25 protein-coding genes and 3 pseudogenes are annotated in these 24,873 nt (G+C 56.8%); 7 read left to right on the top strand and 21 right to left on the bottom strand.

All coding sequences use genetic code 11. From position 1 onward, the window contains the following. Positions 1–39: 39 nt before the first annotated feature. Both ftsX and ftsE read right to left on the bottom strand, forming a co-directional pair. Positions 40–942 (bottom strand): permease-like cell division protein FtsX, encoded by a 903-nt coding sequence (gene ftsX / locus CLAC_RS08920; RefSeq protein ID WP_053412618.1) that lies wholly within the window; start codon positions 940–942, stop codon positions 40–42. A gap of 59 nt (positions 943–1,001) precedes the next feature. Beyond that, on the bottom strand, positions 1,002–1,691 hold the full coding sequence (ftsE, locus tag CLAC_RS08925) for a cell division ATP-binding protein FtsE (protein WP_053412619.1): 690 nt from the start codon (positions 1,689–1,691) through the stop codon (positions 1,002–1,004). A gap of 323 nt (positions 1,692–2,014) precedes the next feature. Between ftsE and CLAC_RS08930 the strand changes: the two genes are divergently transcribed. Further along, a complete protein-coding gene (locus CLAC_RS08930; protein ID WP_053412620.1) occupies positions 2,015–3,319 on the top strand; it encodes an HNH endonuclease signature motif containing protein in 1,305 nt (434 codons plus the stop codon). Here the strand turns inward: CLAC_RS08930 and prfB are convergent. Beyond that, positions 3,316–4,428 carry a peptide chain release factor 2 gene (gene prfB, locus CLAC_RS08935; RefSeq protein WP_053413375.1) on the bottom strand — a complete coding sequence of 371 codons (1,113 nt, stop codon included), beginning with the start codon at positions 4,426–4,428 and terminating at the stop codon, positions 3,316–3,318. The genes CLAC_RS08930 and prfB overlap by 4 nt on opposite strands. Positions 4,429–4,487: 59 nt before the next feature. On the opposite strand from prfB, the gene CLAC_RS08940 reads away from it, so the two are divergent. Further along, on the top strand, positions 4,488–5,351 hold the full coding sequence (locus tag CLAC_RS08940) for an inositol monophosphatase family protein (RefSeq protein WP_053412621.1): 864 nt from the start codon (positions 4,488–4,490) through the stop codon (positions 5,349–5,351). A gap of 9 nt (positions 5,352–5,360) precedes the next feature. Then, on the top strand, positions 5,361–6,203 hold the full coding sequence (gene hisN / locus CLAC_RS08945; RefSeq protein ID WP_053412622.1) for a histidinol-phosphatase: 843 nt from the start codon (positions 5,361–5,363) through the stop codon (positions 6,201–6,203). 16 nt (positions 6,204–6,219) lie between these two features. On the opposite strand, the gene CLAC_RS08950 is transcribed toward hisN, so the two are convergent. After that, positions 6,220–7,143 (bottom strand): Lrp/AsnC family transcriptional regulator, encoded by a 924-nt coding sequence (locus CLAC_RS08950; RefSeq protein WP_053412623.1) that lies wholly within the window; start codon positions 7,141–7,143, stop codon positions 6,220–6,222. Positions 7,144–7,330: 187 nt separating this feature from the next. Here CLAC_RS08950 and CLAC_RS08955 point away from each other — a divergent pair, with 187 nt between their 5' ends. Further along, on the top strand, positions 7,331–8,821 hold the full coding sequence (locus CLAC_RS08955; RefSeq protein WP_053412624.1) for an MFS transporter: 1,491 nt from the start codon (positions 7,331–7,333) through the stop codon (positions 8,819–8,821). Between the two features lie 9 nt (positions 8,822–8,830). Next, positions 8,831–9,799: an amidohydrolase family protein gene (locus tag CLAC_RS08960; RefSeq protein ID WP_053412625.1), complete on the top strand. Its 969-nt coding sequence runs from the start codon at positions 8,831–8,833 to the stop codon at positions 9,797–9,799. Here the strand turns inward: CLAC_RS08960 and CLAC_RS08965 are convergent, their stop codons facing one another. Together CLAC_RS08965 and CLAC_RS08970 are read right to left on the bottom strand one after the other, a co-directional pair. Further along, positions 9,800–10,345, bottom strand: coding sequence for a GNAT family N-acetyltransferase (locus CLAC_RS08965; protein WP_053412626.1), 546 nt, complete (start codon positions 10,343–10,345; stop codon positions 9,800–9,802). It lies immediately after the preceding gene. A 23-nt stretch (positions 10,346–10,368) separates the two neighbouring features. Next, positions 10,369–10,626, bottom strand: coding sequence for a metal-sensitive transcriptional regulator (locus tag CLAC_RS08970; RefSeq protein WP_053412627.1), 258 nt, complete (start codon positions 10,624–10,626; stop codon positions 10,369–10,371). A gap of 145 nt (positions 10,627–10,771) precedes the next feature. Between CLAC_RS08970 and CLAC_RS08975 the strand changes: the two genes are divergently transcribed. Continuing rightward, a complete protein-coding gene (locus CLAC_RS08975) occupies positions 10,772–10,981 on the top strand; it encodes a hypothetical protein (protein ID WP_156324811.1) in 210 nt (69 codons plus the stop codon). Here CLAC_RS08975 and CLAC_RS08980 read toward each other — a convergent pair. The 14 genes and pseudogenes from CLAC_RS08980 to CLAC_RS09050 all read right to left on the bottom strand — a co-directional run bounded on the left by CLAC_RS08980 (position 10,978) and on the right by CLAC_RS09050 (position 22,600). Then, a complete protein-coding gene (locus CLAC_RS08980) occupies positions 10,978–11,478 on the bottom strand; it encodes a hypothetical protein (RefSeq protein WP_053412629.1) in 501 nt (166 codons plus the stop codon). The two genes, CLAC_RS08975 and CLAC_RS08980, sit on opposite strands and share 4 nt — an antisense overlap. After that, entirely contained in the window at positions 11,475–12,296 is an 822-nt protein-coding gene (locus CLAC_RS12670; protein WP_156324812.1) for a hypothetical protein, read from the bottom strand. The genes CLAC_RS08980 and CLAC_RS12670 overlap by 4 nt, the downstream gene beginning before the upstream one ends. Positions 12,297–12,742: 446 nt before the next feature. Further along, positions 12,743–13,421: pseudogene (locus tag CLAC_RS12390) on the bottom strand (IS6 family transposase). A gap of 137 nt (positions 13,422–13,558) precedes the next feature. After that, positions 13,559–14,956, bottom strand: coding sequence for an FAD/NAD(P)-binding protein (locus CLAC_RS12400; protein WP_082313289.1), 1,398 nt, complete (start codon positions 14,954–14,956; stop codon positions 13,559–13,561). Then, positions 14,956–16,188, bottom strand: a complete 1,233-nt coding sequence (locus tag CLAC_RS12405) for an ATP-grasp domain-containing protein (protein WP_082313291.1) — start codon at positions 16,186–16,188, stop codon at positions 14,956–14,958. The genes CLAC_RS12400 and CLAC_RS12405 overlap by 1 nt, the downstream gene beginning before the upstream one ends. Further along, positions 16,169–17,080: a hypothetical protein gene (locus CLAC_RS12990; protein ID WP_245621850.1), complete on the bottom strand. Its 912-nt coding sequence runs from the start codon at positions 17,078–17,080 to the stop codon at positions 16,169–16,171. The genes CLAC_RS12405 and CLAC_RS12990 overlap by 20 nt, the downstream gene beginning before the upstream one ends. A 116-nt stretch (positions 17,081–17,196) precedes the next feature. Further along, a pseudogene (locus CLAC_RS12410) lies at positions 17,197–17,875 on the bottom strand (IS6 family transposase). 489 nt (positions 17,876–18,364) lie between these two features. Next, on the bottom strand, positions 18,365–18,796 hold the full coding sequence (locus CLAC_RS09020; protein WP_053412633.1) for an aminoacyl-tRNA deacylase: 432 nt from the start codon (positions 18,794–18,796) through the stop codon (positions 18,365–18,367). Positions 18,797–18,815: 19 nt separating this feature from the next. Beyond that, positions 18,816–19,448 carry a LysE family translocator gene (locus CLAC_RS09025; RefSeq protein ID WP_053412634.1) on the bottom strand — a complete coding sequence of 211 codons (633 nt, stop codon included), beginning with the start codon at positions 19,446–19,448 and terminating at the stop codon, positions 18,816–18,818. Between the two features lie 35 nt (positions 19,449–19,483). Next, the gene (locus CLAC_RS09030; protein WP_053412635.1) at positions 19,484–20,293 is read right to left on the bottom strand and encodes a 2OG-Fe(II)-dependent halogenase WelO5 family protein; all 810 of its coding nucleotides are present in this window, start codon (positions 20,291–20,293) and stop codon (positions 19,484–19,486) included. 329 nt (positions 20,294–20,622) lie between these two features. Beyond that, the gene (locus tag CLAC_RS09035; protein WP_053412636.1) at positions 20,623–20,814 is read right to left on the bottom strand and encodes a hypothetical protein; all 192 of its coding nucleotides are present in this window, start codon (positions 20,812–20,814) and stop codon (positions 20,623–20,625) included. Next, entirely contained in the window at positions 20,811–21,338 is a 528-nt protein-coding gene (locus tag CLAC_RS09040; RefSeq protein WP_211255353.1) for a hypothetical protein, read from the bottom strand. Before CLAC_RS09040 ends, CLAC_RS09035 begins: the two co-directional genes overlap by 4 nt. Further along, positions 21,310–21,714: a hypothetical protein gene (locus CLAC_RS09045; RefSeq protein WP_156324813.1), complete on the bottom strand. Its 405-nt coding sequence runs from the start codon at positions 21,712–21,714 to the stop codon at positions 21,310–21,312. The genes CLAC_RS09040 and CLAC_RS09045 overlap by 29 nt, the downstream gene beginning before the upstream one ends. A 652-nt stretch (positions 21,715–22,366) precedes the next feature. Further along, complete coding sequence (locus CLAC_RS09050) at positions 22,367–22,600, bottom strand: hypothetical protein (protein ID WP_156324814.1); 234 nt, start codon at positions 22,598–22,600, stop codon at positions 22,367–22,369. 562 nt (positions 22,601–23,162) lie between these two features. Here CLAC_RS09050 and CLAC_RS09060 point away from each other — a divergent pair. Then, positions 23,163–23,927 carry a relaxase domain-containing protein gene (locus CLAC_RS09060; RefSeq protein ID WP_053412640.1) on the top strand — a complete coding sequence of 255 codons (765 nt, stop codon included), beginning with the start codon at positions 23,163–23,165 and terminating at the stop codon, positions 23,925–23,927. Between the two features lie 119 nt (positions 23,928–24,046). Here the strand turns inward: CLAC_RS09060 and CLAC_RS13170 are convergent. Then, positions 24,047–24,355, bottom strand: a pseudogene (locus CLAC_RS13170) (terminase gpP N-terminus-related DNA-binding protein); the annotation flags it as partial. Between the last annotated feature and the right edge of the window lie 518 nt (positions 24,356–24,873).

A 24,873-nucleotide genomic window follows, 5' to 3' on the forward strand; every position in this document is an offset into this window, starting at 1 on the left:
AAACACAAAACCTGTGACTTACCCCTTCCCCGGGCCACGTTAGTTCTTGGAGTAGAACCGAAGAGTAATTTGTGCGACCAATCCGGCGAAGACCATGCCAATTAGAATCACAATTGGTGCTACGACCGCAATGTCGCCACTGGTCACCGGAGCAATCAGCTGAGCCTTGTACAGCCCCTCGAGCGCAGGGTCGACGACCGTCGCCTTGCCTGCGAACAGCGCGCCTACCGCCAGCAGTCCGCCGACCAGGGACGCGATGACAGCCTCAAGTACGAAAGGCGCCTGGGTAAACCAGCGACTAGCGCCGACCATACGCATAATCTCGACTTCTTTGCGCCTAGAAAATGCCGCGATCTGCACCATATTCGCGATCAGGAATACCGCGGCGAGAGCCTGGACCGCCGCGATCAGGAAAGTGGCGTTTCGCACCGCGTCCAGGTTGCGCGCGGTGTTTCCGACGTCTTCCTTCTGATCAGTGACATGGTCAACCTGCGGAAGGTCCCGAACCACATCGAGCGGACTAACATCCGTCGGGTCGCTCAGGCGCACCATCACGACGGCCGGCAGCGACTCCGGCGTGGCGTTCTGCACTAGCGCCGGGTCAGTGTCCTTGAACATCGCGACGAAGTGATCGAAGTTTTGCTGTCGGTTTCGGTAAGTGACCGACTCCACTCCACTTTCCTGCTCCAACTTGTCGACAATTTCTGCACAACCCGGAGAAGTACAAGCCGCATCACTCGCGGAAATTTCTTCACTAAGTTCAATCTGCACCTCAACCCGGTCGAGATACATGTCCTTTGTACGATTGGTCAGTTCTGTGACCAAAATTCCGGAAGCTAGTAGTGCCAGAGAAATCGCGGTGGTGATAATCATCGCGATTGTCATAGTCACGTTTCGCCCCAAAGAGGAAAACGCCTCACCAACCACAAAGCGAGTCTTCATTTTCTACAGTGCCTTTCGCAAAGTCTCAATTGTTCTCGATTAGTCTTCGATGAGGATTCTTAACGGCCCAGGCCGTAGATGCCCGTCGCGTCATCTCGCACTAAGCGCCCCAGCTCCAGCACCAGGACTCGCCTGCGCATCGCGTCGACAGCATCATTGTCGTGCGTCGACATAACTACGGTCGTTCCCATTCGATTGATGCGGTCCAGCAGCAACATGATGTCGCTAGAGGTTTCCGGATCGAGATTGCCCGTGGGCTCGTCGGCAAGCAGAATCAGCGGGCGGTTGACGAAGGCACGTGCGATAGCGACACGCTGCTGCTCACCGCCCGAGAGCTCGTGCGGATAGCGATTCGCCTTACCCTCGAGCCCGACCATTTCCAGCGTCTCCGGCACGGCCTTATCGATTTTTGCCTTGCTCTTACCGATAACCTGCAGCGCGAAAGCGACATTCTCATAGACGGTCTTCTTCGGCAGTAGGCGGAAGTCCTGGAACACGTAGCCAATTTTCTGCCTGAGCTTCGGAATGCTCCGTTGCGGAATCTTCGTGAGGTCCTGTCCCGCAACGATCAGTTTTCCGGAGTCCGCCTTTTCCTCACGAACCATCAGCCGCAGGAATGTCGACTTACCTGAGCCCGAAGGTCCGATAAGGAACACGAACTCGCCCTTGTCGATTTGGACCGAGACGTCATTGAGCGCCGGGCGAGTAGATGTCGAATAAGACTTGGTTACACCGTCGAATGTGATCACAGTAAGACACTGTATCCACAGCCATCACTTAAGTCACACCGGTTTGCACTTCTCTCATATTTTATACAAAGCCCTACCAGCCCCTTGCTTTATCGAATATCCATTCCTCTTTGGCCGGCGCAAACCTCACCCCAACAACACTCCGGAGCACCAGATTTCCCAGTATTAACACACTAAAGCATGAAGCTACGCCCTGGAGAAAACCTCTCACCCCACCCCCTTGAATCGAATTTCTTTTCGACTATAATAAAAAGCGGAAGTCAGATCAACGAGAGATTTGGGAATTTTCGGACACCAAGGCCAACAGCCACCGGGGGGAGCCGATGAGGCACAAAACCATTACCTACGAGGACACGCTGGCGGACTCGGCGCCACGTTTTCATCACGAGCTATCGGAGGAAGCTCCAGCAAAACTAGGGATACAGCGCAATCGTGTCGAGCTTGAACTTGCACTAGCATGCGCTCCGTCCTCACCCACGGAAGATGTCGAGGATCATGTTTCCCATGTCTCTGCCGCGCTGGGAATGTCTCGGGCACGCGCGATGCAATACGTCGATATCGGCATCCAGTTGAACCGGATGCCGAAACTGTGCCAGCTGCTTACGCAACGTGCCCACCTCCCTTTCCTCCATATGAGGACTATCGCGGACGCGGTTTTACCACTTCAGAACGCGGATACTGTGGCGGAGATTGAGCAGCGGCTCCTCGAATTCGTATCTCCCAGAAGGAACAATGAGGTCCTTCGCGGCGTGCGCAGTCTGCACCATTTCTTGCAAAACGTTATCGAGGAGTTCGCCCCCTTGCTGCGCCCTCGCGATATCCCGGGCGACTCCGTACCGGCCATTACCACAGCCGCCACCGAAAAAATTGGCGAGCACATCGGTTTCAGCAGTGGAGATGCGCTAACGGAGGTCTACATGGAACTAGCGCCAGAGCGCGCTCACGAGTTCGAGCTCATCCTCGACGAAATCGCGGCTGACCAGGATTGCACCAAAGTTGAAGCGCTGACCCATCTGATGCACGGCACTGTGGAGGTCACTGCCACGTTAAATCTCTACTGCCCTCTCACAGAAGAGAAGCCGCAGAAAGCGTGGATCGGCGGTCTCGGATGGATCAACCGCATCGCAACAGCCTCATGGCTCGACAGGGTCTCCAGCGTGCGTCTGATGGCGGACGAGACCGTGGAAGGATACACGCCCTCCGAGCGGCAGCGGACCTTCGTGCAAGGTCGCGACGGGACGTGCAGGTTTCCTGGCTGCGAGGTTGAGGCCACAAAATGCGACCTCGACCATATCGAACCCTACAACCACGAAGACCCCGAAAGTGGCGGCGCTTCCAGCACCCACAACCTTCACTGTTTATGCAGGAAGCACCACAACCTGAAAACTTCGGGACTCTGGAATGTCGCTCGCGAGATAGACGGCACGGAGTACTGGACATCGACAAAATCCGGAACCACCCTGGTAAGTCAGGAAAGCGGACCAATGGCCGGACACGGAAGATATTCCTACGAGATACGCAGAGTTAGAAAGGGGCAGACCCTCCGCGAATACAACCAACGCCGTCATGAACTACTACATGAGTCCAGAGTTCTAGTAGAACAGGCGAGAGCAGAATGCGGTTTCTAGCTCTCAGCCTGCTGCTCTGCCATTCGCCAACGAATGCCCGCTTCGAGGAAGCCGTCAATGTCGCCGTCCAAAACCGCTTGCGGGTTGTTGACCTCGAACTCGGTGCGAAGATCCTTGACCATCTGGTAGGGGTGCAGCACGTAGGAACGCATCTGGTTACCCCACGAAGCATTACCTCCGGCGCCCAGCGCATCGAGCTCGGCGCGCTCTTCCTGGCGCTTGCGCTCCAACAGCTTCGCCTGCAACACCCGCATGGCCGAAGCCTTGTTCTGATGCTGCGACTTCTCATTCTGACAGGTCACCACAATTCCCGTCGGGATATGCGTCAGGCGCACGGCGGAGTCCGTGGTGTTCACAGACTGTCCGCCAGGCCCCGAGGAACGGTACACATCGACGCGGATGTCCGTCTCCGGGATATCGATATGGTCGGTCTCCTCGACCACCGGCAGCACCTCAACCTCAGCAAACGACGTCTGGCGGCGACCCTGGTTGTCGAAGGGACTGATACGGACAAGCCTATGGGCTCCCTGCTCGACGGAGAGCGTGCCGTACATATATTCGCCATGCACGACGAAGGTCGCCGACTTAATACCAGCTTCCTCAGCGTAGGAAGTGTCGTAGACCTCGACCTTATTGCCGTTCTTATCGGCCCAGCGGAGGTACATGCGCATCAGCATCTCGGCCCAGTCAGCTGCATCCACACCACCAGCGCCGGAACGGATGTTAATCACTGCTTCACGCTCGTCGTAAGGCCCCGAAAGCATGGTCGTGACCTCGAGGGATTCGATGTCCCCGCGCAGTTCGGAACGTTCTGCATCCGCCAGCTCAACGGCGTCTGGGTCCTGTTCCTCCTCGGCGAGTTCGTACATGACCGCGACGTCGTCAAGCCGAGCGCGAATCGAAGCAATCTTCTTCATCTTTGCCTGCGCCTGCGACAGCGCGCTGGTTACCTGCTGAGCATGGTCGGGATCATCCCACAAAGAGGGGTCTGCCGCCTGTGCTTCGAGTTCCCTGGTACGGTCCGAGAGCTCCTCAACGTCGACCACCTTCTCAATGGTAGTCAGAGTTGCGTCGAGTTCTTTGAGGTCAGCAGTCACTTCCGGATTCACGGATACCACCTTAGCTTCCATGCAAGCTTTAGAGCGAGAAACGGTGCACAATGGTACCTATGCCTGAACCGACCGCCGACGCCACCGCCGCATCCCACGAACTCGACGCCTTCATCGGACAGCTGTCCGAATCCATCGCGGCGTCCGATACCGCCATCGCCGTGGCGATTGTTAAGAGAGCTGCCTCGATCGCCTCCGAGATGCGGGCGGAGGGCCTGGTCAAGCAATTTAAAACCTCAATCTCTGATGTTGTCACGGCCGCTGACCGAGCGGCGGAGAAGTTCGTCGTCGACGCGCTGGCCCGACTCCGCCCGAACGATGGCATCCTCGGAGAGGAGGGCTCCGCCAAGGAGTCTCAGTCCGGGCGCACTTGGGTAATCGACCCGGTCGACGGCACCTACAACTTCACCTCTGGCTCGGACTATTGGTGCAGCGCGTTGGCCCTCGTAATCGGCGATGTCAACGACCCCGAGGACCTTATCCTCGGCGCGGTCCACCGCCCCGCCAGTGGAGAAACCTGGATCGGAGGACCCGAACTCCCGACCACCCGCATCAACCTCAACGGCACGGTCGACGACGTCCAGGTGGAGAACCTTCCGCTGGGCGAGGTCTGCGCTGCAACGTACCTGCACACCACCGTGGTCGGCTCCGCGGACGAGCAGGAAGCCACCGCCACTCGTTCCTGGCTCGACGCCGTTTCTCGCTGCGCGACCTGGCGCATGCTCGGCTCTGCATCCGTGGACATGGCGGGCGTTGTCGACGGCCGCCTGGGCGTGTGGTTCCAGCGGGACGTCGCTCCGTGGGACTGGCTGCCCGGTCGCGCGCTCATCGAGGGGGCGGGCGGCGACTGCGCAGCCGTCGGCCGCTGGAAGATTGTCGGCTCTCTGGGACAAGTCGCCGAGCTGCGCGAAGTGCTGAAGTAGGATTACCGCATGGCCTCCGACTCCACCGCGCCCACCGCATCCACCGACTCCACCGCATACTCCGCAGACCTCGAACTCGCCCTCCAGCTTGCCGACGCCGCCGACGCCCTGACCATGCAGCGCTTCGAGGCGGAAAACCTCGTCGTCGAATCTAAGCCGGACCTCACTCCGGTGTCCGACGCGGATATTGCGTGCGAGAAGCTACTGCGCGAGCGGCTCGACGAGGTTCGCCCGGATGACGAAGTCCTCGGCGAGGAATTCGGCGGTGAAGCGACCTTTGAGGGGCGCCAGTGGGTGATCGACCCCATCGATGGCACGAAGAACTTCGTCCGAAACGTACCGGTCTGGGCTACCCTAATTGCGCTCCTGGAAGATGGAAAGCCAGTGGTCGGCGTCGTCTCAGCGCCGGCGCTGGGCCGTCGCTGGTGGGCGGCGAAAGGCGCTGGTGCGCACAAGCGCGTGCAGGTCGGCACGCTCGACACCACCCGCCCCATCGAGGTCTCGAAGGTCGCAAACATCTCCGACTGCTCTATCTCCAACTCCTCGCTCACCGGTTGGGCTGAGCGCGGCCTGCGGGAAAACTTCATCGCACTGACCGACGATGCGTGGCGCCTGCGCAGCTTCGGTGATTTCTTTTCGTACTGCCTGGTCGCGGAGGGCGCTGTCGATGTCGCGGCGGAGCCGGAGGTCTCTCTGTGGGACCTCGCGGCGCTGGCGATTCTCGTCGAGGAGGCCGGCGGCCGCTTCACATCCCTGAACGGCGTCGACGGCCCGCACGGTGGCAACGCTGTCGCAACGAATGGGCTCCTCCACGACTCCGTCGTAAAGCGAATTGGCGCGGGGCAGGGATAAATAGCTACCAGCCGAGCTAACTGCCGGCCGAGCGCTTCAGCGCGTGCCCCATCGGCACCATCTCGATGTCGACAATGCCGCACTCCCCTAGGTCGTCGATGAAGGTAATCGCATCGGAGGCGCTGGGCAGAACTACATTCGCCACAATCTGATGTTGCCCACTGATGGCGGCGACGAAGCGGGTCTCCGGCATGTCGCGCAGGCGGCGCCCAAGTTCTTCGATATGGCCGGGCCGCACCCGCATCCAGATGTTCAGATCGCCGGACTCGCTCAGGGCATCTGGGTGGACATCAGCCTCGAAGTAGAGGATGCCGGAATCGACGAGTCTCCGGCGATGTCGCGACACCGTAGCGGGGTCGAGGCCGAGCGAGGCCGCAATCTTCGTCGCGCTTGCTCGGCCATCTTTCGCGTACGTCTCGAGGAGCAATTGGTCGATATCGTCGATGGTTTCGGCACCGGAGGTGACGCTGCCCGGCTGGCCCCACACTTGAAGGAGCTGATGGATCTGAATATCGCGGGCCGGGACGGAGGAATGAAGGCGGAAGAGCAGGTCGTCGTAGATTGACGGCACGGTAACGACACCGCAGATTAACTCGCCACAATCCCGGGACAACCGCACCCAGCGGGTTGTCTCCAACGTAGCCAACTCCGAGGCGATGGGACCGAGCCTGCCCGGCGCGCCGTGAATGCGGGCTAGCCAGGCGATGCGCCCGCCGAAACCCGGCAGCGTGCGGCCAAATACGCGAACGATGCCCTGCCTGCGCAGCTGCTCATAGCGCCGCCTGACAGTGCGCGCCGAAACCCCAACTTCCTCGGCCCACTTGGAGTAGGCAGCGTCGGGGTTGCGAATGATGGAGGCGAGCAGCGCGCGGTCAAGTCCGTCTAGAGCATCAAGTTTCGGATGCTCAACTTTTGCCGGTTCCCTGGCAGATTTTGGCACCTTTTCGCCTCATTTCACGCTTGTGTGCATAAATATTGCCGTTTTCTTGCATTCTACTATTCGCTCCCGGCTATGCGCCTTAGTGTTACCCGGCAGTGTTCCTCGGCGTAGTCGTACTCGCACGCCGAGGACTCAATGCTCAAGGACTGAAAAAAGACCAAGAGCCTAAAAGCAAAAGGGGTTCACATTGAAAGTTGCCGAGCAAACTAACCGCACCGAAGCCGCGCCGGGGACGAAAGCCGCGCAGGGAGCGCAGAAGCAGGCCGAAGACCAGAAGAGCGCCAACGCATCGAAGCTGATTGCCGTCGCCGCTTTTTCCTGCCTGGTAGTTACCCTGCTGCAGTCGCTGGTCGTTCCGGCCGTCCCAAAGTTCCCGGCAGCCCTTGGCGCTAGCGCGACCACCGTGTCCTGGCTGGTCACCTCCACGCTGCTGACCGGCGCAATCGCCACCCCAGTTATTGGCCGCCTGGGCGACCTGCTGCCGCGCCGCCGAATGATGATTATCACCATGGTGCTGGTTTTCGTCGGCTCGATTATTGCCCCGCTCGGCGGAATCGTCACCGTTATTATCGGCCGTGCACTGCAGGGCATGGGCACCGCGCTTATCCCGGTCGCCATGGCCGAGATGCGCTACAGCCTACCACCGCACCGCATCGGCGGCGCCCTGGCCCTGCTCAGCGCGATGCTCGGCATCGGCGGCGGCCTGGGCATCCCGCTGGGTGGTGTAATCCTGTCCTTCGTCGGCTGGAAGGCCATGTTCTGGTTCGCCGCAATCATGTCCGCGATCTCCATCGCCCTGATTGCCTCGTTCATCCCGGCGGACACCTCGGATAACAAGGGCAGCTTCGACTACGTCGGCGCCGTCCTGCTCTCGCTGGGCCTGTCCGCAGTGCTAAGCGCCATCTCCCAGGGCGGATCCTGGGGTTGGGGCAGTGCCCTGACCATCGGCCTGTTCATCGCCGGCATCGTCGTCTTTGTCGCGTGGGGTTACTACGAGCTGCGTCAGGACTCCCCGCTGGTCAACCTGCGCACCACCGCTGACCGCCCGATCCTGCTGACGAACATCGCCTCGATCCTGCTGGGTGTCCTGATGTTCACCAACCTGCTGCTGACCACTCTGGAGCTGCAGAACCCGATCGCGCAGGGCGGCTTCGAGTGGCCGGCCTCCGCCGCAGGTCTCGCTATGCTGCCGTCGGCGCTGTCGATGTTCGCCGTCGCCCCGATTAGCGCCCGCCTGGCCGCTAAGTTCGGCGCCCGTATCGTCGTGACCACCGGCTCCGCCATCACCGCTATCGGCTACATCGCCCGACTCTTCCTGGAGCCCAACGGCGGCTTCGTCGTGGTGTGGGCAACCGTCGTCGCCATCGGCGTCGGCATCGGCTACGCAGGTCTGCCGATGATGATTGTCAAGTACTCTCCGGCCCACGAGGCCGGCTCCGCCAACGCTGTCAACGCACTGATGCGCTCAATCGGTATGTCCGCGTCCTCCGCGATGGTCGCCGCAATCACCGCGACGCTCGCCGTAGCACACGGCTCCGGCACCGTGCCGTCTTCCGGCGCCCTGGATACGCTGGCGATTATCAGCATCGCAATGGGCGTCATCGCAACGCTGCTGTCTCTGGCCGCTCGCCGCAAGGGTGAGGCCGAGATCGAGCACACCGAGCTCAAGGAACAATAGGAGGCTCCGATGACCCACTCTTTCGGGCCCGAGAACGCAATCGATACCCACGCGCACGTCTTCCCTGCCAGCTACCTGGATTTCCTCCAGGAGCACGGCCGCCCCGAGCGCGAAATAGCCATCGCCCGCGGACTCAACGCCGACTCCTCGGACGCCGAGCTCCGCTCCCGCGTGGAGTGGATGGATCGCGCCGGCATCGCCACGCAAATTATCGCGGTCACCCCGCAGGTTCCCTCGCTTCCCGACGCCGCGGACTCGCTGACGGCAGCGCGCCTTGTCAACGATGAGTACGCACGGATCGTAAACGACTACCCGGGACGATTCTTCGCCTACGGTGCGCTCCCGCTGCCACATATCGAGCAGACGCTAGCCGAAATTCCTCGCATCTTCGACGAGCTGGGATTCCTGGGAGTGTCGATCTCTACGGTGACCATGGGCGACTTCTTCCTCAACGACCCGTCCCTGGATCCGGTATGGGAGGCGCTAAACGAGCGCAACGCTATCGTCAATATCCACCCGACCGGCACCGGCGCATGCTCAAAGATGATCAACGGCGCTGACCTGGAGTGGGTCAACGGCGCACCCGTCGAGGACGCGACCGCCACGCTACAGCTAATGAAGGCCGACGTGCCGCGGCGCTTCCCGAACATCGCGTTCCACATCGCGCACCTCGGCGGCGACCTGCCGTTCATCGCCCGCCGCATCGAGGACAACTACGAGGACTGGGACGCATTCGCGGCCTCCCCCATGCAGCAAATGCGCCAGATGTACTTTGATGCCGCGAACTTCCACGAACCGTCCCTACGGCTGGCCGCAGAGACTTTCGGCATTCGCCAGATTCTGGGCGGGTCGGACTTCCCCTACTTCCAGGAGGAAAAGTACGTCCGCGCATTCTCCTACATCCGCGAGGCGAACCTAACGCAGGAGGAAATCGACGCCGCGCTTTTCGCTAACGCGCAGCGCCTGTACGGAATCTAGTTAGTCAGAAACCGGAGAAACCGGGTGCGCAATCGCGTCGTACTGCCGGCCTTTGAACTCAAAAGTCGCGACCGATTGCCACCCGGTTTTCTCATGCGCTGCCATGGAGGCCGCGTTTGAGTGCTCGACGAAGCCGACCGCCCACTTGTACTTGCCGTGCTCCGCGGCAATCCGGATTGACTCGTCCTTCATCGCGCGCAAGACTCCCTTGCCCCGATGCCCCTCGTCGACAACGCCGGGGCCGTAGAGGTAGAAGTCGCTAAGCCCAGCGGCTCGCACGGCCTCCACCGCAAGACCGGGAGGCCCCTGCTTGTACTCATCCGCGCCGGCGGTGAGCACGACGCCGATGCCCACGCCGTCGGAAAGCGCGACGACCGACGCGGGGCCATCGACGCGGGCCGCAATCATGGCGGCGTCGATTTTGCCCTGGACGAAACCGCCGCGCTCGCGCTGGGCCGGGGTGAGGTTTTCGCGGGCGTTGGCGTGGAAGATTTCGGCGGCCCAGAAGACATCGCCTTGGGCCAGAGGGCGGATTTCGAGTGTCATTCTGGCAACCCTACGCCAGCAATCTAAGCCAGAGACAGGAAGAGCTTCTCAAGTTCCTTCTTGTCCAGGTCTTCCGTCTCGCTGCTGAGGCACCGCTCCATACCATTTGCGATGATCACAAAGCCCGCGCGGTCGAGCGCCTTGGACACCGCCGACAGCTGCGTGACGACGTCCTTACATTCCGAGCCCTCTTCGAGCATCCGGACAACCGCACTGAGCTGTCCCTGTGCACGCTTGAGACGGTTGATGACCGGTTTCATTTCTTCAGTGTCAAGTTCCATTGTCCAACCTCCAATCCAACCACCATATTGACATACCCAAAATACCCCAAAGGGTATAACGCAATCCTGCAGCCCTGTTTCTTTAGTGAAGCTTTTCGCAATCATCATAGGCTCGGCTAACCTATTGAATGTGGGAAAGTCAAAGGTGAAAAAGTCCAAAAAGGACAAGAAGGATAAGAAGGCGCAGAAGCTGCACAAGCTCGCGAACGCCAAGCCAAAGGCAAAGTGCTGCCGCTCGAAGACCCGATGCCTGAAGTGCCCTGTCGTCATTCACAAGCTACAGCGCGAAATCAACGCCGGGAACGTAGACCGCGACCACCTGCTCAAGGTCATCGCCCAGGCCAGGAAGCGCTAGGAAGCACTAAGCCAAGCCCGAAGTCCCGCGGCCAGGCCCGCCACCGCACCAAGCCCTGCCGTGAGCCCCATAACAAGGAACATCAAACCGGCAGCCCACAGCCCGGTGCTATCCTTCACCCCTGAGATTACGCTCCATCCCAGCGCGTAGCCCGCCACTGCAGCCCACCACACCAGCAGGAAATTCGGGTAGATATCGCGCAGGCGCAAAACCCTGACGGCAACCAAAATCACCATTGCGAGTCCGCTGCAGAGAATCTGCCACGGCGAGTAGTTGAATTGACCTTCGGGCATCCAGGACAACGTCGCAAAGCTTATTACCAGGGCGAGGACGAATACCTCCATCGCAACCCAGGGGCCCACGCGCTGGTCGTATTTCCTGGCAAACCAGGCGGCCCCTCCCCAGGCCAGCGCGGTGTGGAGGGCAAGCACCAGGGCGTAAACGAGTAGGACATTGCCGAGACTCGCCAAGGAAAAGTCAGGGAGCAGGAACCTCATGACTCCAGGTTACCCACAATGACCGCATCCCCAGAACGCCACGGAGACTGCACGGCGGCCTCTGAGACAGCGCGCGATTCGACACGCTCCAGACCGAGCCCATTGGCGAAAGAAATCGACGAAAACGCCTGATCGCCGAAGCGCACTACTTCCTCGCGGCCTTCGTGCCCGACTGGAATTGCCGCCGCCTCCCACAAAGGCACGAGATCGTCACCGTAAGTTGACTGCGTGCGCTCCACGATGAGACCCGCAGTGTCGGCGATAGCGCCCACAATGCGCAGATACTCGCCGTAATTGTCCGGCCCTGCCCCGGAATCCGCCACAGCCAGGGCGAGGTCGACGCTGAGATGCGCGTTATCGCCCGCCATCGTCGCTCCGGAATCGAAATAGCGCGCCCAATGCTGCGGCACCTCGCCGCCTGAAAACTCCGCGTGAACAGCAGACAGGTAGCGGAAGATCAGATTCGCACTCAGCGCCTGAGCCCACTGCGAGGAGTTCTCCTCGAACGGAATCACCGCCCGCTCCTCCACCACATCTAGACCAACGCCAAAGACCCCTCGCCTATCGCCTGCCGACGATAACAAGGCCGTCACCTGGCGCGAGACCTCTGCGGCGGCGCGAACATCGGAGAGCGTAGCCGAAGGGCCAGGCGGCGTCGGTGAGGAGTAAGGCGCGGTGAGCGCCGCGATGCGCGCGGCAAGATCCGCGCTAGCTCGCGTCGATGTAGCTGACACCGGAGCCGCTTGCACTGGTGACACCGGAGCAGCGCCAGCAAGAACACATCCAGCAGCAACTACAGCTACGAACCGACGGGACATGCGGGCAAAGCGTATCGGAGTTTTAATGGGCACCCATCGAGGATGTCACACTTATGACGCAAATTACACAAAACAAACCCCTTCGGCCCGGAAAAATTCCGGAAGCCGAAGGGGCTTTCTTAGTGGCGGGGGCAGGATTCGAACCTACGACCTCTGGGTCTTTATCCAGCATCAATGACTCTCAAGAATCGCTTTGGCAGTTCATTGGCGGACGCTGGCAGCATCGCCGTATTTCTTTTCCTACTGACCGCAATACCGCGCGCCCGCATTACCGCAGGAGGGCCTGCCCGCACTACCACACGACCGCATTCCCGCACGCGGGCCCGAGTCCGACGACTGCAGAAAGCGGCCAGCAGGTATGAACAGCCGGTGCTGTTGCAAAGTTGGGCGGAGAGCAGCTAAAACTCAGTTTCTCATTCCCTGATGGCCGCTGCGTGTGGGCGTTCTCAGGCCGTCTCGAAGACCCGGTTGACGATCACCGCGTCCGGGTTCGGTTGCCCGTAGGCAAACATCGTGCCTTGCCCTTTCCGCAATGAGTGCATCGCCTCCATCCCTTTCAACGTCCGATATGCAGATGTCCGGTTCTTAAACGCGCCTTTCGGCCCGAGGATCCGCTTCAGCCGACCATGGTCGCCTTCCAGGATGCTGTTGAGGTATTTCACCTGCCGGTGTTCCACTGTTGGCGGGCAGATTCCCTCTGACTTCAACTCAGCGATTGCCCTGGCTAGGGAGGGTGATTTATCGGTGTTGATCACTCTGGGATACCCGGCTGACGCATTGGATCTGAGGACCTTGGCCAGGAAACGCTTCGCTGCGGCCACGTTCCGCTTCGGAGAGAGGTAAAAGTCCAGGGTCTGGCCACCGGCGGTGATCGCCCGATAGAGATAGCACCACCTGCCAGGAACTGGCCTGCCAGTCAGGTACCTGCCGGTACCACCGTGTTTGCTTGTCCAGATCAGGGGCGTATTTCTGGACCCAGCGGTAGATCGTGGTGTGATCGACCGGCACGCCCCGCTCGGTCATCATTTCCTCCAGATCGCGGTAGCTCACCCCGTAGCGGCAGTACCACCGCACTGCCCACAGAATGATGTCACGGGGGAAATGACGACCGGAGAAGATACCCATGGCTGTGATTATTTCACGTCGCTCTTCCTACTGCCCCAACTTTGCAACAGCACCTTTGTCTTTCGGGGAAAGGCACGGAGCCTGCTAATAGGCAGTTTTCACCCCGAGGATGTGACCGATCTCCCCGGGGCATCAACCTATGCGTGGGAGTTAATCCAATCAAGGGCAAAATTGGCTTGCATGATTGAAGTGCGGGCGTAGCTTGGAATGGCGGTGGTCGGTGCTGCTGCTTCCCCCGCAAATAGAACTCTGTTACCGGCCTGCGCAGTGCCCCAACTATTATTTAAAGGGGCGCCGACCCAGCGAGAAGCGTTTGGTTTTATTTGACCAGGGAAAATTCCTTTGTTGTGTTTGATCCATCCGGGGTCCTCATAGCCACAGGCGCAAACTACCGCTTCGACTCGGTGAGAATTACCCAAAGCATCTTTTAGGTCCACAGCGTTTCGAGCTTGTTCCCCTGATCCCTGGCCGCGAGCTAGGACAAGGCTCCCTGCTTGAAAACCTTCTCGTAGGTTTTTCGCGCCTTGCACAGGCATGGCGGTCACGTAACGATGTATCCAATCTGATATCCCATTGAGGAGAGTCTGCCTTAGGGAGACTTTTAGAGGTGACCAGATCTGATTGGCTAGGTCCACCATGCGACCGATCATTTTTTCCCATACAGAATAACCATTTTCAGCTAATTCATAGTCCAGCAGAAAACGATCAGTGCCATTCCTGGGGAGGGGCTCCCTAAGACGTCCCGGATACCAACCGAGGGAGGTGGCGTGCTGAGTGGCGTATTGTCTAAAATCCTCTACGCTGCGGGAGTGTGCACGGAACTCCTCTGCTGGCATTTCCTTTGGGGCGTTTAACTGAAGCGAAGTACGTACCCCGGGAAGCTGGCCGCTGGGGCTAAGCATAACTACCTCCACCCCCTCAAATAACGCTAATCGTGCGGCGTCCACGGCAGAGAGGCCAGTACCTAAAATACCGATGCGGGAAGTGGGATGGTTTTCTAGCCAGTGTGAAAAACTGGGGTCATAGGGGCTGGGGAAAACTGGGACCGTATCACGGTATGACTGGCAAGATGAAGGGACCCGTGCTGTTTTTCGGCCACCTGTGATGATGACGAAATCGGCTTTAAAGAGCCCGTGACGCGCAGTATGAATGAGGACAGGGGCTGCAGAATCTTCTACACAAATGACCGAATCGAGTACGTACTGAAGACGGTCATCGCGGCTGCCGCTCTCAGAGGGTAGAGCCTGTTGCAGGTAAGATCCGTACTTTTTTCTTGAAGAGAATACAGAACTGGACTCTTGTTTATTGTATCCCAGGAACTCCGCAAAATCATGTGGTTCCTCGACATCCAGCGACATTACTGAAGTACTTGTGTTACATAGCAAGCGTTTATCAACATGGCCAAAAGCAAGGTGCTTCTGAGGAGGTGTCGCGTCAAAAATAGTGAGTTCAATATGCGGGAAAGTAGAAGATACCCGTCGTGCGACCGCTGCAGCAGCGACCCCTGCGCCGATAACAGCAATTCGGGTCGTCATCACGCATCCTTTCCGGGGGCAACAGTAAACAGATCACCATGGGCGTCGAAAGACTCAAGAGATTGAAGATCGGTCTCAACAGCAGCACGGTCAGAAGAGCCAAGAAAAACCATGCCAAACGCACCAGTTGTTACGCGATTCGAGTTATCGATATAAGTGCCGATCTTTGGTCGCCGCGAGATTCTCTGAACGGTCGGGCGAGTTTGGACAAGATCCCAGTGGCACTGTTGAAGCACACCGTTTGACTGCGGGGTAGGCATGAGCCAGGCGACACACCCGTCAAGATTTCCGGCGAGTACTTCCTGTTCGGCAGCTTGTAAACCATCCACTAGCATCGTGGCGAGAACGCTGATCTGGCTGAAACCGCGAGTCGGGAAATAGACCTCGTCGGGTACTTCGGGGCCCATACAGCGACCGTTGTATTCAATAAGTACCCACTGCCCCTTAGACCACCTCAGTTCCACGTGGGAGGCTCCGAAGTCTACTTCCAGAGCGTCAAGGAGCGATAAGGTATATTCCACGGCACCAGAATAGTGGTTGTCCTCCGGTCCTACTGTGATAGCTGAATATATGTGGGGAGCTCCAGATTCCTCCGTAAGTCCGTATCGGAAAACTTCGGTCACAATATGCCGCCCTTCGGCTGTCACCGTGTTCACAAAATATTGAGGTCCGTCTACGTACTCCTGAAGAACCACGGAGGGTGATTTTTCTCCTAGCAAAGTCGTAGAATTTTGAATGGTAGTAATCGCTTGAAGAGTCTCGGGTTCTGTTTTGCAGAAATAGACATGGTCACTGCCCCCGCTTCCCACAGGCTTGACAACACAATCCTTGACCAGGGACGGGTCTAGATCAAGGCTGTCTTGTGCAGAAGCGGAGGATAGGGTAACAGACCTTGGGGCACGCAGTCCATATTGGTGAGCAACTTCAATCATTCCTTGCTTATGGCGACGGTGCCAGATCTTCTCTCTACCGTTATGCGGTAGTCCTAACTCAGCTGAAACCCACTCAGCTATGGATACTCCTGATTCGCTTCCCGGCACAACAAGGTCAAATTTTTCTTGGCTACATTCCCGAAGTAGGGCCAGAGCCCATGGATCGGAAATGCTCCCGTCTTCGTTAGCTGAGATGGCATACGGCGGGTTAGCAGTAGCAACCTCTACGTCCCTTTTTTGGCGCAGGATTGCCACCAGATCGGCACCACTTGAAGAATCATCAACTACTAATATTTTCATTTTTCCGTGTTCCCCACATTGCTTGGCTTATGGTTATTGCCACAATGAGCATCAACAAAGTTAACTGAATTGGTTCGACTTGAGAGCCCAATGCCACCTCGGTAGCCATCACCACGGCCGGAAGGGCCGCGATGATCAGTGCCGAGGTGAAAGGCGGCGCTAAGGTAATTCCCCACTGCAAGAGCAGGATAGGAAAAGTAATGCACATCACCGATAGCAGGACGATTGACAGGGTAGAGCCTCGAAGCATCTCCGCTTCCACGGAAAAGAAAGCCACGAGACCGCTAATAATCCAAGCTAAGTGAAACCTCACTGCTGCAATCGTGAGAACGCTGCTCCCTTGTTCAGTGGCCCAGCGCGAGGAGTAAAGCACTCCTACCGCAGAAATTCCTGCGCCTACAGCTAGAGCGAAACCCAGATAAGACTGGAGTGAACTGCTTCCCGTTCCTAGGAAGAAAAAACATAGAGCCAGCACCACTACTGCAGTTGTTGACACCAATGAACTGCTGAGCCTTCTGGCCGACCAAGTCATTATTACTGCGACAATAAAAGGGCCGACTCCTGTTTCGATGACACTTGATGCAGTGGGCTGCATCAAAGTAGTGGAAACATAGAATAAGCAGAAAGCGCCCGCAGTAAACAGATTGAGGCTTGCTGCAGTTGTCATTTTCATGGGGGGATGCGGTGTTTCCGTAGCTCGGTATTTTCTACGATAAAACGCTAAATAGACCACTGTGGAGATAATCGCCGCGATAAGAAACGCTGAAAACGTAGTAAAAGTAGATAGCTCTGGGTCTACTTGGGCTCCGACTATCGCAGTGCCGATTCCTTGCCATAGGACAGCTAGGGCTACGATAACCGCCCCTACGCCTGCTTTATTGGACTGGATCATAAAACCTTACCCTCAAAATCCGTAAAGTTAACTTAATAGGTGCTGTTGCAAAGTTGGGCGGAGAGCAGCTAAAACTCAGTTTCTCATTCCCTGATGGCCGCTGCGTGTGGGCGTTCTCAGGCCGTCTCGAAGACCCGGTTGACGATCACCGCGTCCGGGTTCGGTTGCCCGTAGGCAAACATCGTGCCTTGCCCTTTCCGCAATGAGTGCATCGCCTCCATCCCTTTCAACGTCCGATATGCAGATGTCCGGTTCTTAAACGCGCCTTTCGGCCCGAGGATCCGCTTCAGCCGACCATGGTCGCCTTCCAGGATGCTGTTGAGGTATTTCACCTGCCGGTGTTCCACTGTTGGCGGGCAGATTCCCTCTGACTTCAACTCAGCGATTGCCCTGGCTAGGGAGGGTGATTTATCGGTGTTGATCACTCTGGGATACCCGGCTGACGCATTGGATCTGAGGACCTTGGCCAGGAAACGCTTCGCTGCGGCCACGTTCCGCTTCGGAGAGAGGTAAAAGTCCAGGGTCTGGCCACCGGCGGTGATCGCCCGATAGAGGTAGCACCACCTGCCAGGAACTGGCCTGCCAGTCAGGTACCTGCCGGTACCACCGTGTTTGCTTGTCCAGATCAGGGGCGTATTTCTGGACCCAGCGGTAGATCGTGGTGTGATCGACCGGCACGCCCCGCTCGGTCATCATTTCCTCCAGATCGCGGTAGCTCACCCCGTAGCGGCAGTACCACCGCACTGCCCACAGAATGATGTCACGGGGGAAATGACGACCGGAGAAGATACCCATGGCTGTGATTATTTCACGTCGCTCTTCCTACTGCCCCAACTTTGCAACAGCACCCGCAAAAATCCCTTGATGAGGCGAACTCCCTAACCTGGGAAGAAAAACAACAGAAGCAAAAAGAGGCCCAAGACCTTTGGTACAAGTGCCAGACCGGGCGATAGCGTTAGCCCCGTTACCTTGTGACTATCCCCGATAATGGGGATAGTCACAAGGTAACGGGCGGCCAGGCATGATGTCGCATTGATATGGGAAGACACCATCGTTGCTCCGCACTAGGCCTCCGTGGAATCAATGTCCGGAGATAGACTCCCTACCAGCCATTCCATCGTCTGTATCAAGATATCTGTGAACGAGCGACATTCGACGAAGCGGCTGAACAGTCAGTTTTTGACTTTCTTGACTCAACCGAACGCGTAAAGCCAATAGCCCCTCTAGCGTTCGCGGATGAAGTGCTCACTGTCGGTACTACACCTCAGTCTAGACCGAAAAACACTACTCGATAGGAACGTAAATCCCTACAACGCTCCGATCTACCGCAGCTATTAATTCCTGACGGCTAATCACGTATTTGCGGCCCAGTTTTCCCCCTCCAATGTAGAACTCATCGCCCTTGATAGCATTCAGATCCGCCACAACAGGAAGACATTCAGGTACGCCAATCGGGCCAATACTATCTCTTTCCATACCAGTTAGTGCTAACGCCTCATTCATCGGCAGGAACGACGTCTTACCACCCAAGGCTCGCTTGAGACCTTTGTTATCTAAACGATGAGTGGCAGGAACCAGAACGAGAGCGTTATGCCGCACTCCTGACATCTTGGTAGAAACCACAATCGAATTCAGACTTTGCTCCGCAGTAGCACCAGTCTCCCTCAAGAAAGCCGCAGTGTCTGAAATATCTGGATCAACATGAAGAACACGCACAGTTTTTGCCTTTCATTGTTTAGACAAGTTCAGTGAAATAGAAGACACCAATACAAATGAAGATAACGCCTGGAAGGAAACGTACAGCGGGAATTCTCGCCAGAGGTGAATGCGCCACAGCTTTCAACAGGACCGACATCACGACAAATACTATGAGCGTGACCACAAGCAATAGGCCGAGAACCAGGGATTTCTGGCTGGAGCCAGTGTAGTGGCTCATCATCTGGGTAAAAAAGGAGGTAAAGAAAACCAATGCCTTTGGATTCGAAATGTTGGTGACAAAGCCCAATCGAAGCGACTTAGCCCAGGTATTGGTCTCTGGCGATCGCGCCGAGGGGGTCGATTCTGTCATGACTTGGTCGCCGTGATTGCGCGCTGGCCTTACTGCGCCGCGGAGAGCCAGAACACCCAATATCACCAGAACCACGCAGCCGACTATCGGTAGCACGACTCGCAGAGTAGGAATAGCAACCAGCAACGCCTCAATACCAACCAGCGAGAGCACTGACCACACCGCCACTCCCAGCGCAGCGCCGAGAGCCGTCCAGACCCCCGCACGCAATCCATACCGCGAGGTTTGCAGCCCGATAGAGATAATATCGGGACCCGGCATCGCCATAACGAGGGCCCAGCTAAGAAAATCAGCTACCACTCACATACTCCATCTAATAAAGCCAACACTCGAAATTAAGACCAGATTTCGAGCATGCCATCAGCAGTGAGTCCGATAAAGAACGATAGGGTCACTCGCCTCCCTCGGCTTTTGTTGGGCTCCACGCGGTGGTAATTGCGAGGGTCGAAGATTACTGCATCTCCTACTTCTGCTCGCACTGACACGTAGGGCTGGTCTTTTACAAGATCATAAGAATAGCCGTAACCGTCACGGTTGTCCTCATCATGAGGCATCCAACGTCGACGAAAAACGGTTGCTTCTCCACCCTTTTCTGGCATTTCCAAGTGGCAGTTAAATGCAAGTTGTACAACGGGGGTGTCATCGAGCCCATTGGGAAGTTCACGCTCGATTTCATCAAAGTGAATACGAGCTCCTTCATTAATCTCCCGGATCATTCCCGAGAAGAGGGGCCTTCCATCCATCGAGGCTTTCTTGACATCAGCACCCCAGCAGTCACTTATTTTTTCCATTGCCAAAACTAGAGGATCGATTTCTTTAGCCAACGCAGATCGGACCTCGTTAGATTGATCTCGATGGTCCCAGTACTCTTCTCCGATTCCTCCGTCGATATAGTAGTCGAAGGCAGCAGGCCCCAACTTAGCAATTCGCGGCGAGACCACCTGCTGGTCATACTCACCCAATTCCACTGTCTGCAAATTCTCCATTATCTCAGTACAGAGTTTCTTGGAAAAGAAGCCTTTAACTCTAATGGCCGATAAAGTTCCCGCTGCCAGATCAACGAGATCCTGTTTGACCAGTTCCTCAGAGCATCTCTCTCCAAACTTCGTAAAAACAGGTGTGGGACTCCCCTTAGACTCGTTCAATATTTTCCCTCCAGCGGTTCTTGCTCGATCATCAAATCACTTCCCTTACCTAAAGTGACGATAATCACAAGTTAAAGCCGTAAAGAACCAGTGTCAAGCGAAATAGACGCCCCGTTGACTATCATCAGCGCAGTGAACTTCATCAGTCTTTCGGAAGTGAACGGATTCCACGGCATCCAAAACCTCACTGATCTGTCAGATAGCCACTGAGAAACCAGCTGTGAGCCTTTTCTTTCTCCCTCCTTATCAAGCAGCCCTAACACAACGAAAGCATCAGTCCCCGCTGTATGCGTTCGTCCGAGACGCTCGGCCGTCTTCCTCTGTAAGGGCTAGAGCCCCGGCCCTAGCAGGATTAAGAGTCCGACAGATGCAACGCCAAGCAGCAGAATAATTCCGGCCACGACCGCAAAAACTAACACCGAGAAACTGTCTCTCATCGTCTCCATCTCGACCTCCCGAAGGAAGGTAAACACAAAAAGCGACAAACTAGCGATAGCTAGGAGGACTACCATTTCAATCACGGCTCCCTCTTCCTTGAGACGTTCCTAGGGGTATCAAACAGGCTGGGCTGACCCAGTGGATTGACTGGCCGCTGAGCGGCCAGTCGGTACGCAGTCTCGTCCCAACCATCAGCCACGGCAGCACGCACGTCGCGAGAGCGCTGTACTCGCGAGCGAGTCTGCGTATCAAGGCCAGGCCTTGTACCGCGGGCGCGACCAGTGCGGGAAGCGTAGCCCATATTGGCCGCGCGAGTCGAGGCAATCACATGCGTGCAACCGACACGGACGCACAGCGGTTCATTGCAACGATGATCCGCAACCACCTCAGCATCTGCAATATCAACACCCGACAACATCAACGCGAAACGATGCGCAGACACCGAATACTGCTTTCCATCAACACGAAAGTTGATTCGCCCGTAACCATCGGGAGACGAAATCGCACCGGTGAAAATCCAACACCCATCCGGCGACGAGGCTTGGACAACCTTCGCCCAGAACGCCTCAACAACACGGTCAGGAACCGTCGGCGGCAGGGTGACCATCACTATTATCCTCAGCCTCGACAACAGATTCGCCTTCGATTACGGTCTCCGTGTCTTCCTCTGCAGCATTCTGACTGTCATCAGCATCGTGACCCGCATCAGTCTTTCGGAAGTGAGCGGACCCAACCAGACCCAATGCGTCATTGATCTGCCGGGTAGGCATCGAGAAATCAGCAGCGAGCTTTTTCTTGCTTTCCCCTTCATCAAGCAGCCGGTCGAGCGCATACCCCAGAGCCTCATTCGCCTCATCTATCGCTTCCAAGGCGATGAACGCATCGGTGCGGGCCGACTGCATTCGCGCCAGACGCCCGGACTCTTCCTTCTGGAGCTCTCGCGCGCGACGTCGCGCCTCTACTCTCCTGTCTTTTGCAACCATGCATCGCAGAAAACCAGGGGCAGACAAAAAAGTTAAGACCTACCCCCCCACAGCAATTGACTTCGATCAGCCAACAGCTTTCAACCAACAAAAGTGAATCAACAGCTCTTCCACGGCCATGGATACACTGGCTAAAAGCTGATGCGTAGCCTCCGCCCACCAATTGAAAGGCTATTCGCAGTCAAAGAGGATAGTCATCATCGCTGAAACTCGCTCCTGGCCAGTCTTCAACGCTCGAACTGCTGCTATCTCCTGATCTAATGCCGTCGAATCGAATTCTTGACCCCCCCATCCTCGACATACTTTCCCACTCTCAAGCCAGCCCCCTGACACAACGAACCGACGATGCCATCAACTTGACTATTAGTAGCATCGAAAGGATTGATGCCTGCCAAGCCTAATACCCCAGCAAGGGAAACCCAATCTGCGGTCGCAAGAATCTCTTCTCGAACTTTTAAAGGCAAGCTACGCACGATGAACCTTTAAGGGCTTCGTGTGATTTGGGGGGGGGTATTGAAATCAATAACGAAACCACCAGATTTACTTTTTATGAAAATGAAGCTAATCCCCTCGCGGGCACTAACACTCACTAGCCCAGCAACCACGCGAAGGCAGCCCATCCTTTTCAGCACCTAGCTGACGCAGGTAAAACTTAGGCTGCGTTGTCGCCTGACAGATACATGCTTACGGCAGAAGAGATGAGCGCAAGCTCACTAACGCCTTCTTCTTTAGCACGGGCAGCCAGCTTCTCACTGAGCGTATGCGGAAGAAAATCCGTGATACCTACGCCCCAATTGAACTCGGCATTATCCAGCCGGTCCTTCGACCATCCCGCCTCAAAGTCTTCGGCAACAGCTAGCTCTTCGGGCGTCATATTTTCATTCATCGCCATCCAATCCTTTCTGTGTACACGCGGCGAGCGACCATAGCGTGAAAAATCTTCTGCTGACCATCTGAATAGATCTCACCGCCAACCTCGAGTAATCGGGCATGAGAGTCGAACCCCAATCGGATAACCTTCAGCGGATCATCTCGTTCCGTGAAACTCGCAATCGGACGATTCCATGCCTGAAGAATATCCGACTTCTCAATCCCATGCCGCAGCGCAGACGGCAACAACCTGATCATGCACCCCATCATCACGCTGAAACGCTCTACATCACCAAACAACAGCTTAGCTGCCCTGTTGCCATCTCATGGTTCCTTCATCACCAACACACCAACACGTTCCGCCCCTTAATCCTCACCAACATCGTCACCATTCGTTGCCTGTTGACTTCGCCACATTCGACCTAAAGGTCGACACACCTCTGGCAGATATACATCTGCGACTTCTTGTGGGTGACCTGCGTGAACATAGGCGGGTGCCGAAACGCCCAAGGTCGTCATCGTTCGGAAGGCAAAAGTAGGTCTTAACTTTTCGCCGCATCATTCCTAACCTCTGGCCCATGATGTCGATTCGAGTGGTCAATGCAGGCGATGGGTACGCCTATCTGCTGCGCAATGTGGCAACCTCCGACGTCGACACCTCCGTCGGAACTCGACTCGGTGACTACTACCAGGAAACCGGAACCCCACCCGGGCGGTGGTTCGGCCGAGGAATCGCCGGACTGCATTCAACGGTCGTCACTGACGGCTCTGTCGTGGACAAGGAGCACATGGCGGCCCTCTACGGTGAGGGGCTACACCCGGAGGCAGATGCGAAAATCGCTGCCGGTGCCGCCATTGCTGATGTCCAGTTGGGCCGAGCGTATCCGATTTACAATGGCGGCGACGAGGTCCTGGCTGAGATCGCCAAGCGCGAAAAGCAGTTCCGCTATGAGCACGGTCGGCGCCCTGACACCGACGAGCGCAACACCATCGCCGTTGACGCCGCCAGGGCTCAGTACGCGGCAGCAACCGGATTTGATCACGCGTCGCCACGGGAGATTTTGGCGTGGGTCAATGAGAAAAAGAACTCAGTGCGGCAGGCAACCGCTGGCTTTGACCTGACATTTTCCCCAGCAAAATCCATCAGCGTGCTGTGGGCACTTGGCGATGAGGACACCCGGAAAACGATTGAATCGGTCCATGCCAAGTGCGTCAACGACACATTGGACTGGGTTGATAAGACGGCTCTTCGCACTCGGTGTGAGCTAACCCGGGATGACGCTGACGTCTTTTTTACAAGTTCCAGCTCCTTTTCCAAAACAGCCTTGTCAACAAGCAGTTGAGCCATTTGCTTTTTCAATTCTGCAGGATCATCGGCTAATGATTTCTCGAATGCTGCTCGGGTGGGCATGCGAGTGTGCTCTTTGCGTTCTCTGTTCGACATCAAACCCCATTTTCCCTCTTCACGGTGGCGTTGTGCCCAAGAATAGACACTCATCTTTGAGCGCAGCCCGCATTCCACAGCAATGTCAGCTGGCCTCCAACCAGCGTTGAAGAGCTCAACAGCACGAAGCTTGACCTCAAACGGGTAGCGGGTCAATGTATTTGACTGTTTGCGGGGTCGACCAGGTTTGGCGGGTTCACGCAACCATTTGTACAGCGTCCATCGCCCTGGATAACCAAGTTCACGGACGGCCTTGGTCACCGATTGAGTGCGCTTGTAAACCTGCAGAGCTCTGCGTCGCTGCTCCTTGGTGTATGAGCGGTTCATGATGGAATCCTCCAAGATTCCGTCCGCATCCCCTTTTGTCCTTTAACCCTCCCCCGTCGCGTTCCTCAGACGCAAGAAACCCCCGATTCGCTTTCGCGAACCGAGGGTTCCAACTTAGTGGCGGGGGCAGGATTCGAACCTACGACCTCTGGGTCAGTAGCCAAGATTAACGCCTGGCATGGTTCGCTTTGGCGCTACAAAAATGGCTCGTGGCAGGCACAACATATTTTTTTAACCCCCAAGACCGCACACCCGCATACCCAATTGCGGTCATGCCCGCAGGCGGGCTTGACCGCATTGCTGGACTTGCGAGCGGCAAACAGGGTATCGCGCTTAAACAAGCAATCACGCTCGATACAGCACCAGCAAGACGACCGCATATAGGCATGACCGCGCGACCACATGCGGTAACGCAAACATACCCGCACGACCACAAGGTAGCCCCTAGCTGAACGCTAGATTTCCTAAAGATTACTGTTATATAACGCTAAAGTGAACAAAAGAATTCAATGAACTCA

It is taken from the genome of Corynebacterium lactis RW2-5 (genome assembly GCF_001274895.1).
GTDB classification, from domain to species: Bacteria; Actinomycetota; Actinomycetes; order Mycobacteriales; family Mycobacteriaceae; genus Corynebacterium; species Corynebacterium lactis.